Raw genomic sequence first — 13,968 nt, 5'->3', positions numbered from 1 at the left:
GGTTACCCCACCTCATCGTCCCGGGCCCACCGGCCACGACATCCTCAACGGTCCACTCTCTCACCCGTGCCGGACGGGTCGCCTTCTTCCGCTGCGGTGTCCGGGGCCGGGTCACTCGGCTGCTCCGGGTCGCCTGCCCGGGAGCGTTGCTCGGACTCCTGCTGGGGACGTTCGTCGGGGTTCTCCGGGTTCTCCGGGCCGTCCGTGACGTCGTCCGTCTCCGGATCGCCCTTCTCGTTCTCGCGGGTGGCGGCCCGCTTGCGCTGGGTGTACATGCGGAATCCGGCGAGGACGAGCAGCAGGACACCGCCGCCGATGACCAGCATCACGGTGGCCGTGATCTCGGTGACCTTCACGTCGAAGGTGACGGGGGCGCCGTACTTCCGACCGTCCATCGTGTAGAGCTGGGCGATCACCGTGGCCCGGCCGTTGGCGTTGGCCGATGTGGTGAACTTCACCGACTGGCTGTGGCCGCCGGAGACGGAGACCGGCTGCTCCTGGTAGGCGGCCCCGTCGATCTCGAGGCGCGTGGGGTTCGTGGAGGTGAGCCGCAGCACCAGGGGGCCGACGTCCTGTACCAGGTTGTTCTGCACCGTCACGGGGATCGTGGCGCTGCGGCCGGAGAGCTTCGTCTCCGACTTGTCGATCAGTCTGACCCGGCTGGTCAGTCCGTCGAGGTAGGTCTCGACGCCGTCGCGGAAGGAACTCGCCTCGGTGGCCCGGCCGCGCCAGGAGGTGGACATCCCGCGGTTCAGGGCCCGCCCGAAGGGGGTCACCACCCGGGACGGGTCCGACAGGACGACCTTGAAGTTGTCGAGCTTGCCCTGCGTCTCCGCGATCTGCTGGAACGCCGACCGGGGCAGCTCCTTCTTGCGCAGCGAGGACGGGTAGGAGGAACCGCCCGGGACCCTCGTGGAGGCGTTCGGGTCCGGCTTGGCCGCGGCGGCAGCCGTCAGATCCTGGGACTCGGACCAGGTGCCGCCCTGCAGGGCCGTCAGCGCCTCGGCCATCGCCCGGGCCTGACTGCCGGAGGGCATGCGCTGCGGGGCGACGACGATGCTGCGTTCCTTGCCGGTCTGCAGGCCGAGCGTCAGGCTCTGGGCGAGGAACCGCTGTACCGCCTGTGTGGACGCGGAGGCCCTCGTCAGATCGCCTTCGAACGCCCTGGACAGCCGGGCGTCCGCGACGACCGCCGTCGTGCCGCCGCCGATGGGGCGGGCCGCGGAGGGTGTGTACGACAGGCCGCTGCTCTCCTGGAGGCTGTCGCTGCGGGCGATCACCTTGTCGGCGCCGGCGGAGGTCGCGACCTTGACGATCGACCGGTCCACGGCGCCGTCCACGGGCCAGGCGAAGTCGGTGCTCGGCTTCACGTGGAGGATGGGCTCGACCGTGTTGGCGACGACGTCGGTGGCGTCCTTGAGCTGGCTGAGCGAGCCGGTGATGTCCGTGCCGTTGTGGGCCAGGGACGCCAGGTCGGGGTCGGCGAAGGGCAGGGCGACGACCTCCTTGTCGGCCACCGCGTCCTGCAGCTCGGCGAGCCACTGCTTGGCGACCGCCTGGTGGGTGCCGTTGGTGGTCTCGTCCCCGTCACGGACCTGGTAGCTGCGCGTCATCGCGTCGACGGAGGCGAGCAGGTCGGGATCGACGACCCAGGTGACGTCGAGGTCCTTGCCCAGCGTCACCATCTGGTTCAGGCGGCCACCGGGAGAGATCTCCTTGGCCAGGTCGTCGTTGAGGAAGACCGGCGTCTGCTGTTCGTTCGGTCCCGTCTCGGCCGCCATGTGCGTGGTCGAGACGAGCGGCCACAGAAACGTCGTCCTGGTCTTGGTGCCGGCCCCGTCGGGCTGCCAGGGCAGGAAGGTCCGCTGGATGCCGAGGATCTGCTCCCAGGGCTGTGCGGACGTCTGCCCGGAGAGTGCGACGCCCAGCTGGTAGACGCCGTCCTGGCCGAGGTCCAGCTCACTGACGGGGACGGAGATGTTGAAGTGCTCGGCGACGCCGGGGGTGAGCTTGGAGAACTTCTCGATGTACTTGTCGTCGATCGCCGAGCCGAGGGATTCCTGGAGTCCGTCGCTGTTCTTGGCAACTGCGTCGATGGCCGAGCGGGTGTTCAGCGGGGGACCCACACGCAGGCCCACGTGGGCGTCGGTGATCGTCCGCTTGCCGTTGTTCGTCACCGTGCCCGACACGGTGACCGTGTCGCCGTCCCTGGGGGCGGCGGGGCTGAGCGAGTCGACGGCGACGGCCACCCTGCCCGAGTCGGAGTCGGCCGGGGCAGCCCGGCCGTCGGCGTGTGCGGGGTCTGCCGCGGGCAGCTGGAGCAGACCGGCCAGCAGGGGCACACCGGCGATCAGTGCCGTGGTGCGCCGTAGCCACCGGCGGGCAGGTGAGGGACTGGTCCCCTGGAAGTCTGCCGCCTCGGCCACGCGCTCGCCCGTCCCTCGTCGTCGTCAGTGGTCTCGGAATGTGCGTCCACGCATGGTAACGATGCGCGCCGAGGGGAAGTGCCGCGGAGTGCTCCACAAGATCGGGGACTCACGCTGTGCTGTCCCGTATATGCCCCTATAAAAGGGAGCGCTCCGGTGCACGATGAACGGGGGAGCCCGCGGCCGCTCGGGCCACGTACCCTTTTCTGTTGTGCCGAACGCCAACGAAGTCAACCCCAGTGCCCTGAGCCAGGCGCAGCACCGCGCGGTGAGTGAACTGCTGCGGGTCGCCCCTGTCGCCGACGACCTCGCCCGCCGATTCCAGGAGGCCGGGTTCTCTCTTGCCCTGGTCGGCGGCTCGGTCCGGGACGCGCTGCTCGGCCGGCTCGGCAACGACCTGGACTTCACCACCGATGCCCGCCCGCAGGACGTCCTGAAGATCGTCCGGCCCTGGGCGGACGCCGTCTGGGATGTCGGGATCGCCTTCGGCACGGTGGGGGCGCAGAAGGACGGCTACCAGATCGAGGTGACCACCTACCGGTCGGAGGCCTACGACCGCACCTCGCGCAAGCCCGAGGTCTCCTACGGCGACTCCATCGAGGAGGACCTCGTCCGCCGGGACTTCACCGTGAACGCCATGGCCGTCGCCCTCCCGGAGAAGGAGTTCATCGATCCGCACGGCGGGCTCGACGACCTCGCTCAGCGGGTGCTGCGTACCCCGGGCACCCCCGAGGAGTCCTTCTCGGACGATCCGCTGCGGATGATGCGGGCCGCGCGGTTCGCCGCGCAGCTCGACTTCGAGGTGGCTCCGGAGGTCGTGAAGGCCATGAAGGACATGGCCGGGCGTATCGAGATCGTTTCGGCCGAGCGGGTGCGGGACGAGCTGAACAAGCTGGTCCTCTCCGCTCACCCGCGCAAGGGACTGACGCTGCTGGTGGACAGCGGCCTCGCCGAGTGGGTCCTGCCCGAGCTGCCGGCCCTGCGTCTGGAGAGGGACGAGCACCACCGGCACAAGGACGTCTACGACCACACGCTCATCGTCCTGGAGCAGGCGATGGCCCTGGAGGACGAGGGTCCCGACCTGACCCTCCGCCTGGCCGCGCTGCTGCACGACATCGGAAAGCCGCGCACGCGCCGCTTCGAGAAGGACGGCCGGGTCTCGTTCCACCACCACGAAGTGGTCGGGGCGAAGATGACGAAGAAGCGCATGACCGCGCTCAAGTACTCCAACGACCTGGTGAAAGACGTCTCGCGCCTGGTCGAACTGCACCTGCGGTTCCACGGTTACGGCACGGGCGAGTGGACGGACTCCGCCGTCCGCCGGTACGTACGGGATGCCGGCCCCCTGCTCGACCGTCTCCACAAGCTGACCCGCTCGGACTGCACGACCCGCAACAAGCGGAAGGCCGCCGCGCTCTCACGTGCGTATGACGGGCTGGAGAAGCGGATCGCGAAGCTTCAGGAACAGGAGGAGCTGGACGCGATCCGCCCGGACCTCGACGGCAACCAGATCATGGAGATCCTCGGAATCCGGCCCGGTCCGGCCGTCGGTCAGGCGTACAAGCACATGCTGGAGCTGCGCCTGGAGAACGGCCCGATGGAGCACGACGAGGCGGTGGCGGCCCTGAAGGTCTGGTGGGCCGAGCAGGAGGGGTGAGCCGGGAGTCGGGTCATGTTTCACGTGAAACATGACCCGACACGCGCCGAGGGGGGCGGTGTTTCACGTGAAACACCGCCCCCTCGGGCGTCTGAGCGTCCGCCTTACTTCTTGTAGTCCTTCAGGCAGAGCAGGAAGTCGCTGCCGTCACCGCTCTCGGTGTACGAGTACTGGAAGTCCTTGGCCTCTTCCTCGCACTTGCTCTCGGCGGTGAGAGCGGAGTACGAACCCTCGACCTTGGCCAGCACCACGTACTGGGCCTTCGCGTCACTGCACTCGACGACCTCGAGATCGGGGTTGTTGTCGTCGGTGCTGCCGCGGTGCATGCAGTCGCCGACCGCAGCGGTGTTGGCGTCGTCCCGGCTGGCGATGAAACCGCCGATGGCCACGCCGACGACGATCACGGCGATGACGATGTTCTTGATCGTCTTGAAGCTGAGCTTGCGGCGGGCCGGCTGCGGCGGAACCGGGGCGTAAGGAGCGCCCTGCTGGGGAAAGCCGGGCTGACCGGGCTGACCGGGCTGCTGGGGGAAGCCAGGCTGACCCTGCGCGTAGGGGTTCTGCCCGTAAGGCTGCTGCGGAGCCTGCGGCTGGCCCTGGGCGAACGGGTTGCCTTGGGGCGGCGGAGTGGTCACTGGGGGTCCCCCTTGGAAAATAGCTGCGTGACGCGAACATGGCGCGAATAAGACGCACGTAAGCTATCGGTCCCCGCTGACATCTCTGTAGTCCGGTGGGACTCTGTGGCATTGATGTGACACTTACTGACGGGCAAACCGTGCCATAGCGAGGGCAACCGCTCCGTAGATCACAGCGACCGAGACGACCAGCGGAACCGACCGTCCGTCCGGCGGCAGCATCAGCGCGGCCACTCCGGCGGCGCCGACGAAGGCGACGTTGAACAGCACGTCGTAGACGGAGAAGATCCGGCCGCGGAAGGCGTCGTCGACCGAGGACTGCACGATCGTGTCGGTCGCGATCTTGGATCCCTGGGTCGCCAGCCCCAGGACGAACGCCGCGGCCAGCAGCGGCACGGTGGTGAACGGCAGGCCGAGAGCCGGTTCCAGTACGGCGGCGACCGCGGCGCACAGGGCCATCCAGCGGACGGGGCCGAGTACTCCCGCCGCCCAGGGCGTGATCACGGCGGCGGCGAAGAAGCCGGCGCCTGACACGCCCAACGCCAGCCCCAGCAGGGCAAGCCCCTCGTCCCTGTCCGAGGTCAGGGCGTAGCGGCACAGCATCAGCAGCATGACCAGCAGGGCGCCGTAGCAGAACCGCATCAGCGTCATGGCGGCGAGCGCCCAGGCCGCCCCCCGGCGCGTGGGTTCGGCGAGATGACGCACCCCCGCCACCAGGTCCCGGGCGGTGCCGACGAGTGCCGCGGCGAGCCTCGGCCGGACCAGCGCGCGGTCGGGCCCCAGCAGTTCCACGGCCATGCGCAGCGACGCCAGTGCCCCGCACAGGTACAGGGCGGCGCCCAGCAGCACCACGGCGGCGTCGGAGTCGGCGATGACCAGACGTACGACGAACGCGAGGCCACCGCCCGCCGTCGCGGCCAGTGTCCCGGCGGTCGGGGAGAGGGAGTTGGCGATGACCAGGCGTTCGGCGTCGACCACGCGGGGCAGTGCGGCGGACAGACCCGCGAGGACGAAGCGGTTGACGGCGGTGACGCACAGGGCGGAGACGTAGAAGAGCCAGTCCGGTACGGAGGCGACCATCAGCACGGCCGTGACCGAGGCCAGCAGGGCGCGCAGCAGGTTGCCGTAGAGAAAGACCTGGCGGCGGCGCCAGCGGTCCAGCAGGACGCCGGCGAAGGGGCCCACCAGGGAGTACGGCAGCAGCAGGACCGCCATGGCGGAGGCGATCGCGGCGGCCGAGGTCTGCTTCTCCGGCGAGAAGACGACGTAGGTGGCGAGCGCGGTCTGGTAGACGCCGTCGGCGCCCTGGGAGAGCAGGCGTACGGCGAGCAGGCGCCGGAAGCCCTTCAGGCGCAGCAGGACGCGCAGGTCACGGACGACGGCCATGGGGCACAGCCTCACATACGGGAAAGCCCCCGGGTCAGGTGACCCGGGGGACCCTCAGCGGACTTCAGTCCGAGGCTTTCAGCGCTCGACCTCGCCCTTGATGAACTTCTCGACGTTCTCGCGGGCCTCGTCGTCGAAGTACTGGACCGGCGGGGACTTCATGAAGTAGCTCGACGCCGACAGGATCGGACCGCCGATGCCGCGGTCCTTGGCGATCTTCGCGGCGCGCAGGGCGTCGATGATGACGCCGGCCGAGTTCGGGGAGTCCCAGACCTCGAGCTTGTACTCCAGGTTCAGCGGGACGTCGCCGAACGCGCGGCCCTCCAGGCGGACGTAGGCCCACTTGCGGTCGTCCAGCCAGGCGACGTAGTCGGACGGGCCGATGTGGACGTTCTTCTCGCCGAGGTCCCGGTCGGGGATCTGGGAGGTGACGGCCTGCGTCTTGGAGATCTTCTTGGACTCCAGGCGCTCGCGCTCGAGCATGTTCTTGAAGTCCATGTTGCCGCCGACGTTCAGCTGCATCGTGCGGTCCAGGATGACGCCCCGGTCCTCGAACAGCTTCGCCATGACGCGGTGCGTGATGGTCGCGCCGACCTGCGACTTGATGTCGTCACCGACGATCGGCACGCCCGCCTCGGTGAACTTGTCCGCCCACTCCTTGGTGCCGGCGATGAAGACCGGGAGGGCGTTGACGAAGGCGACCTTCGCGTCGATGGCGCACTGGGCGTAGTACTTCGCCGCGTCCTCGGAGCCGACGGGCAGGTAGCAGACGAGGACGTCGACCTGCTTGTCCTTGAGGACCTGGACGATGTCGACCGGCTCCTCGGCGGACTCCTCGATGGTCTGGCGGTAGTACTTGCCGAGACCGTCGAGGGTGTGGCCGCGCTGGACCTGGACGCCGGTGTTCGGCACGTCGCAGATCTTGATGGTGTTGTTCTCGGAGGCGCCGATGGCGTCCGCGAGGTCCAGGCCGACCTTCTTGGCGTCCACGTCGAAGGCGGCGACGAACTCGATGTCACGGACGTGGTAGTCGCCGAACTGGACGTGCATCAGGCCCGGGACCTTGGACGCCGGGTCGGCGTCCTTGTAGTACTCGACGCCCTGCACCAGCGATGCGGCGCAGTTGCCCACGCCGACGATGGCTACGCGAACCGAACCCATTCCGGTTGCTCCCTGTGTGTACGAGTGAGGCCCTGACTGGGCGCTCACGTGGCGGTGTCGCCGGGCGTATCCGGCCGGGAGTCGTCCCCCGGCCGGGGCAGGCCGCCCGTCGCTCCATGTGTGGTGTCCTGTTGAGCGGTCCCCTCGGAGGCGGAACCCCGCAGGTCCCGTCCCGCCCGCTCGCTCTCGATGAGCTCGTTCAGCCAGCGCACTTCGCGCTCCACGGACTCCATTCCGTGGCGCTGGAGCTCAAGCGTGTAGTCGTCGAGGCGCTCCCGGGTGCGGGCCAGTGAGGCGCGCATCTTCTCCAGGCGCTCCTCCAGCCGACTGCGTCGGCCCTCCAGTACGCGCATGCGTACGTCGCGCGACGTCTGACCGAAGAACGCGAAGCGAGCGGCGAAGGTCTCGTCCTCGTACGCGTCGGGGCCGGTCTGCGACAGGAGCTGCTCGAAGTGCTCCTTACCCTCTGCCGTCAGCCGGTAGACGATCTTGGCTCGGCGGCCCGTGAGGGGAGCGGCGGCCTCGGCGGTGGTCCCCGGTTCCTCGATCAACCAGCCGTTGGCGACCAGCGTCTTGAGGCACGGGTACAGCGTCCCGTAGCTGAACGCCCGGAACACGCCCAGTGATGTGTTGAGCCGTTTGCGCAGCTCATAGCCGTGCATCGGGGATTCGCGGAGCAGGCCGAGTACGGCGAACTCGAGGATTCCGGAACGCCGGCTCATCGTCGCCTCCTCTCTGCCGCGGCCCGTGGCGGCGGGTGCCGTGACGGTGTCGTCCTGGTCTTTATGCCGCACTGATGTATCGACTCGATACATCACGACGATAGAACGGCCTCCGGCATGCGACAAGAGGGGAACTGGTGAACGGGGTCACATCACCGATTCATGGGAAGCAAGTTGCCTGATTTGAGGTGAACTTCGGGGCTCGGGGGTTTTGGCGGTGCGTAGTCTGTGCGCCATGCACACCACCGGGAACCGAGTGACGCCCGGGGGGCGTCCTCGTCCCCGGTGCAGTACGGGTGAATGTGGAAGGGACCACATCCGTACTTCGGGGGGACCGGAAATCAGCCGCCGTTTCCAGGCGCGCAGAGGTGCGCCTGCCCGAGGAGTAGTCGTTCGATGAGCGAGCACCGTCGCAAACCGCCGCCGCCGCAGGGAGGCGGACGTGCCGCGGCCCGACGCGGCCAGTCCGGCTCGTCCTCCGGCCGCCGCGCGGCACCGCGAGGCGCCACAGGGACTCCGTCCGGCTCCTATGAGTCGGGCTCGTACGGTCCTGGAGACGAGGGCCGTCCATACGGTGGTCGCGCCGAAGCCCGGCGCGCGGCGCAGCGTGGAGGCGGCCGCCGCAGAGCGGCCGAGCCGGGACGCGGAGGCCGGCGTGCCGCTCCCGGCGGCCCGACCGGACCCGGACGGGGCCGTGCGGCCGCGCCCGGCAAGAAGCGGATGATCGACTACCCGCGCCGGGACCGGGACGGATGGGGCCGCTGGGTGCCGTCCTGGAAGCTCGCTTCCGGCCTGTGCATCGGGTTCTTCGGCAGTCTGGTGGCCGCCGCCGGCATCGCCTACGCCATGGTGGGCGTCCCCGTCGTCGCGGAGACCGCGACGGCGCAGAACAACGTGTACTACTGGTCCGACGGCAGTCAGATGGTCGCCACGGGCGGTGAGCGCAACCGCCAGATCATCAATCTCTCGCAGATCCCCAAGGCGATGCAGAACGCCGTCATCTCGCAGGAGAACAAGACCTTCTACGAGGACAGCGGCATCGACCCCAAGGGCATCGCCCGCGCCATGTTCAACATGGCCCGGGGTGGTGACACGCAGGGTGGCTCCACCATCACCCAGCAGTACGTCAAGAACGCGATGCTGGAGGACCAGTCCCAGACGCTCTCCCGCAAGTTCAAGGAGATCCTCGTCTCGATCAAGGTCGGAGCCGAGGAACCCAAGGACAAGATCCTCGAGGGCTATCTGAACTCCGCCTACTACGGGCGCGGTGCCTACGGCATCCAGGCGGCGGCACGGGCGTACTTCAACACGGACGCCGTCGACCTGAACCCGGGCCAGTGCGCCTTCCTGGCGGCCGTGCTCAAGGGCGCCACGTACTACGACCCGGCCGGTGCGACCTCCATCGATCCGGCCGCCACCCCCGAGGCCAACAAGAAGCGTGCCCGGACCCAGATGCAGGACACGCTGGACAAGATGGTCGAGTACGGCCATCTGAACCAGGCCGAGCGGGACAAGTACACGGACCTTCCCAAGGTCGAGAACCCCCGGTCGAACACCCAGCTGGGCGGCCAGATCGGCTACCTGGTCGACCTTGCCAAGTCCTCTCTGATCAAGAACGACGTCGTCACGCAGGACCAGCTGGAGCAGGGCGGCTACTCGATCTACACGACCTTCGACAAGAAGAAGGTCGAGGAGCTCGAGACCGCGGTCACCAAGGTCTACAAGGCCAACATCAAGCCCGAGGAACGTCCGAAGACGGACACGCACGTCCAGTTCGGCGGGGCGTCCGTGGACCCCGAGACGGGTGCCATCAAGGCCATCTACGGCGGTGCGGACGCGACCAAGCACTTCACGAACAACGCCGACGTCACCGGTGCCCAGGTGGGTTCGACGTTCAAGCCGTTCGTGCTCGCGGCGGCGATGAAGTGGGGCGTCCGGGACCCGGACCTCGGTGAGGTCCAGGCCCAGGACGAGCGCACCGTCGTCTCCCCCAAGAGCCTCTACAGCGGCAAGAACAGGCTCAAGATCAAGAACTACGACGGGACGATCTGGAAGAACGAGAAGGGCGAGGAGTGGCTGCAGACCAATGACGGCGACGCCTCGCTCGGCGAGCCGCCGAACTACCAGATCGACCTCCGCGAGGCCATGCGGGAGTCGGTCAACTCCTCCTTCGTGCAGCTCGGCATGGACGTCGGGCTGGACAAGGTGAAGGAGGCCGCCGTCGACGCCGGTCTGCTGGAGAGCAGCCTGACGGGCACCACCTACCCGTCCTTCTCCATCGGCATCTCCGACCCCAGCGCGATCCGCATGGCGGGCTCGTACGCCACCTTCGCGGCCAGCGGCAAGCAGCGTGAGCCGTACTCCGTCACGAAGGTGACGAGCAAGGACGGCACCATCTACACGCACAAGACCCGGACCAAACAGGCATTCACCGCCAAGGTCGCGGACAACGTCACCGACGTCCTGAAGACCGTCGTCGACAAGGGAACCGGTAGCAACGCCCAGCTGGAGGGGCGTGATGTGGCGGGCAAGACCGGTACGACGGACGGCAACAAGTCCGCCTGGTTCGTCGGCTACACCCCGCAGTTGTCGACCGCGATCAGCATGTTCCGGTACCCGGACGACGAGACCATCAAGAACCGCACGTTCCTGGAGATGTACGGGACGGGTAACCAGACGTCGATCCACGGTGCCTCGTTCCCGGCCGTGATCTGGCACGACTACATGGAGAAGGCGCTGAAGGGCGAGCCGGCGAAGAAGTTCCCCACGCCGGAGCCCATCGGCGAGGTCATCAACGACACCCCGCCCCCGAGCCCGTCTCCCTCGCCCTCCAAGACGCAGGAGACGAGCCCGTCGCCATCTCCGTCGCCCAGTAAGACCGAGACCAGTCCTTCGCCCTCGCCGAGCGCCACGTGTGGCGTCTTCGACTGGAACTGCGATGACGGCAAGAACGGCGGCAACGACACGTCCGGCAACGACAGCGGCGGGCCGGGCACAAGCCAGTCTCCGTCTCCTTCCGCCAGTGAGTCCGGGGGCGACGACGGCAACGGCAACGGCAACGACAACGGGAACGGGCCAGGAGGAACCATCTGGGGGTCGAGCGGTTAGCCGTCAGATCGCCCGGCATGGGTGTTTCACGTGAAACACCCGCATGTTTCACGTGAAACAGGGGCCGTCGCATCCACGAGGGTGCGGCGGCCCCCGCGTTTTCCCAGGCTCGTACGGCAGGATGTGCCCCATGCCCAGTGCAGAATCGATGCAAGCGAGCGTGCGCAAGCCGGACCCGGTGCGGCCGACCAGCGAGGACGAGGTCGCCGCGGCCGGCAGCGAGCTGATCGGCGGCCCCGCCGGCCGACATGCCCTGCTCGGGACGTCCTGGTGGACCCCTGTCCGGGTGATCGCGCTCGTGGCGATCGGTATGTTCGCCCTCGGCCTGGTACAGAAGGCGCCCTGTTACAACGGCGCCTGGTTCTTCGGCGCCAGTTCCCAGTACACGCACGCCTGCTACTCGGACATCCCGCACCTCTACCAGGGGCGTGGGTTCGTCGACGGGCTCGTGCCGTACTTCGACAAGCTCCCCGGCGACATGGAGTACCTCGAGTACCCGGTGCTGACCGGCGTGTTCATGGAGGTGGCGTCCTGGCTCACTCCGGGCAGCGGCAGCATCCAGTACCAGGAGCAGTGGTACTGGATGGTCAATGCCGGGATGCTCATGGTGTGCGCGGCCGTCATCGCCGTCTGCGTGACCCGCACACACGCCCGGCGGCCCTGGGACGGGCTGCTGATCGCCCTGGCGCCTGCCTTCGCCCTGACCGCGACCATCAACTGGGACCTGCTGGCGGTCGCTCTGACGGCCGCCGCGATGCTGATGTGGTCAAGGGGCCGGTCCCTCGCCTTCGGCGTGCTTCTCGGGCTGGCCACGGCCGCCAAGCTCTATCCCTTCCTGCTGCTCGGCCCGTTGCTCGTCCTGTGCTGGCGCGCGGGCAAGTGGCGTGAGTACGGAACGGCACTCGCGGGCGCCGCGGTCGCCTGGCTCGTGGTGAACGTGCCCGTGATGCTCTTCGCCTTCGACGGCTGGTCGAAGTTCTACACGTTCAGCCAGGAACGCGGCGTCGACTTCGGCTCCTTCTGGCTGATCCTGGCCCAGAACTCGGACGACCCGCTCAGCACGGAGACCGTCAACACGGTCGCCATGCTCCTGATGCTGCTCAGCAGCGGCGTCATCGCGGCGCTCGCACTGGCCGCCCCACGGCGTCCGCGGTTCGCCCAGCTCGCCTTTCTGATCGTCGCCGCGTTCATCCTCACCAACAAGGTCTATTCGCCCCAGTACGTCCTGTGGCTGGTGCCGCTGGCCGTGCTGGCCCGGCCGAAGTGGCGGGACTTCCTGATCTGGCAGGCGTGCGAGGTGGCGTACTTCCTGGGCATCTGGATGTACCTCGCGTACACGACCAGCGGAGACGCGCACAAGGGCCTGCCGACGGACGGCTACCACTGGGTCATCGGCGTGCACCTGCTGGGAACGCTGTACCTGTGCGTCATGGTCGTGCGCGACATCCTCCTGCCCGACCGGGACCCGGTCCGCCGCGACGGCGGCGACGACCCCTCAGGTGGCGTGCTCGACGGTGCCGAAGACGTCTTCGTCCTCAGCACCGCGGGCGGGCGCAAGGACCACCTTGCCGGGCCTCAAGTGGAGTGGGGCACGGGGCGGGAGCCCGGCAGTTCGCTCTGAGCGAACGGACGTTGGTGGTCCGTCGGAGCAGGCGCCGTACCCACGTGCACATCCGAAAGGGCCGTACACGGGAAACCGTGTACGGCCCTTTCGCCGTCCTGCCGAACCGCGGCCGGCCCCGCGGTCGTCAGCGGTCGACGATCCGGTCGAACTGCGTGGTGGTGTGCCGCAGATGGGCGACGAGCTCGTCGCCGACCGTCGGCTCCGGCGCGTCCGAGGGCACGAACAGGATCGACACCTGCATGTGCGGCGGCTCGGCGAACCAGCGCTGCTTGCCGCCCCAGACGAAGGGTGAGAGGTTCCGGTTGACCGTGGCGAGGCCGGCCCGGGCGACCCCCTTGGCGCGCGGCATGACGCCGTGCAGCGCCTTCGGGGCCTCCAGGCCCACCCCGTGGGAGGTGCCGCCCGCCACGACCACGAGGAAGCCGTCCGAAGCGGCCTTCTGCTGCCGGTAGCCGAAGCGCTCGCCCTTGGCCACGCGCGTGACGTCCAGGACGGCACCGCGGTACTCGGTGGCCTCGTGGTCCCCGAGCCACAGCCGCGTGCCGATGCGGGCGCGGAAGCGGGTCTGCGGGAACTGCTGCTGGAGGCGGGCGAGTTCCTCGGCCTTGAGGTGGCTGACGAACATGGTGTGCAGCGGCAGGCGGGCCGCGCGCAGCCGGTCCATCCAGCCGATGACCTCCTCGACGGCGTCCGAGCCGTCGGTCCGGTCCAGCGGCAGGTGGATGGCGAAGCCCTCCAGCCGGACGTTCTCTATGGCTGCGTGAAGCTGCGGGAGGTCGTGTTCACTGATGCCGTGCCGTTTCATCGAGGACATCACCTCGATGACCACGCGGGCGCCCACGAGCCCGTACACGCCGTCGACGGACGACACCGAGCGCACGACCCGGTCGGGCAGCGGCACGGGCTCCTCACCGCGCCGGTAGGGCGTCAGCACCAGCAGGTCACCGCTGAAGAAGTCCTTGATCCGGGCGGCCTCGTACGTCGTGCCCACGGCGAGGATGTCCGAGCCCAGCCGCGTGGCCTCCTCCGCCAGCCGCTCGTGCCCGAAGCCGTAGCCGTTGCCCTTGCAGACCGGGACGAGCCCGGGGAACTGCTCCTGGACGTGCTTGTGATGCGCCCGCCAGCGCGCGGTGTCGACGTAGAGCGTGAGCGCCATGGCCGGACCTGGAACCTTTCTCGTGGCTGCGGTGTATCAGAGATATGGGAGCTGTTGGAGCTATTGAAGCCGTCGCCGGGGCCGCCGGCGCGC

At 68.5% G+C, this 13,968-nt stretch carries 9 protein-coding genes; 3 read left to right on the top strand and 6 right to left on the bottom strand.

Going from position 1 to position 13,968, the window contains the following annotated elements; genetic code table 11:
* Window positions 1-44 precede the first annotated feature (44 nt).
* A complete protein-coding gene (locus H0H10_RS31210) occupies window positions 45-2,426 on the bottom strand; it encodes a DUF6049 family protein (RefSeq protein ID WP_188184498.1) in 2,382 nt (793 codons plus the stop codon).
* Window positions 2,427-2,637: 211 nt separating this feature from the next.
* Here H0H10_RS31210 and H0H10_RS31205 point away from each other — a divergent pair, with 211 nt between their 5' ends.
* On the top strand, window positions 2,638-4,083 hold the full coding sequence (locus H0H10_RS31205; protein WP_188184497.1) for a CCA tRNA nucleotidyltransferase: 1,446 nt from the start codon (window positions 2,638-2,640) through the stop codon (window positions 4,081-4,083).
* 104 nt (window positions 4,084-4,187) lie between these two features.
* Here the strand turns inward: H0H10_RS31205 and H0H10_RS31200 are convergent, their stop codons facing one another.
* From H0H10_RS31200 to H0H10_RS31185, 4 genes are all read right to left on the bottom strand, one after another.
* Window positions 4,188-4,718 (bottom strand): LppU/SCO3897 family protein, encoded by a 531-nt coding sequence (locus H0H10_RS31200; protein ID WP_188184496.1) that lies wholly within the window; start codon window positions 4,716-4,718, stop codon window positions 4,188-4,190.
* 123 nt (window positions 4,719-4,841) lie between these two features.
* On the bottom strand, window positions 4,842-6,104 hold the full coding sequence (locus H0H10_RS31195; RefSeq protein WP_188184495.1) for an MFS transporter: 1,263 nt from the start codon (window positions 6,102-6,104) through the stop codon (window positions 4,842-4,844).
* A 78-nt stretch (window positions 6,105-6,182) separates the two neighbouring features.
* Entirely contained in the window at window positions 6,183-7,265 is a 1,083-nt protein-coding gene (locus H0H10_RS31190; RefSeq protein ID WP_188184494.1) for an inositol-3-phosphate synthase, read from the bottom strand.
* A gap of 44 nt (window positions 7,266-7,309) precedes the next feature.
* Complete coding sequence (locus tag H0H10_RS31185; protein WP_188184493.1) at window positions 7,310-7,987, bottom strand: PadR family transcriptional regulator; 678 nt, start codon at window positions 7,985-7,987, stop codon at window positions 7,310-7,312.
* A gap of 720 nt (window positions 7,988-8,707) precedes the next feature.
* On the opposite strand from H0H10_RS31185, the gene H0H10_RS31180 reads away from it, so the two are divergent.
* Window positions 8,708-11,095 (top strand): transglycosylase domain-containing protein, encoded by a 2,388-nt coding sequence (locus H0H10_RS31180; protein WP_223180678.1) that lies wholly within the window; start codon window positions 8,708-8,710, stop codon window positions 11,093-11,095.
* A gap of 121 nt (window positions 11,096-11,216) precedes the next feature.
* Window positions 11,217-12,716, top strand: a complete 1,500-nt coding sequence (locus H0H10_RS31175; RefSeq protein WP_188184491.1) for a glycosyltransferase family 87 protein — start codon at window positions 11,217-11,219, stop codon at window positions 12,714-12,716.
* A 127-nt stretch (window positions 12,717-12,843) separates the two neighbouring features.
* Here the strand turns inward: H0H10_RS31175 and H0H10_RS31170 are convergent, their stop codons facing one another.
* Window positions 12,844-13,875, bottom strand: a complete 1,032-nt coding sequence (locus H0H10_RS31170) for an alanine racemase (RefSeq protein WP_188184490.1) — start codon at window positions 13,873-13,875, stop codon at window positions 12,844-12,846.
* Window positions 13,876-13,968: the final 93 nt, after the last annotated feature.

It is taken from the genome of Streptomyces griseicoloratus (assembly GCF_014534645.1).
In the GTDB taxonomy this organism is placed as follows: Bacteria; Actinomycetota; Actinomycetes; order Streptomycetales; family Streptomycetaceae; genus Streptomyces; species Streptomyces griseicoloratus.
Note: the sequence above shows the minus strand (reverse complement) of the source record. Positions and strands in the feature narration are given on the sequence as shown.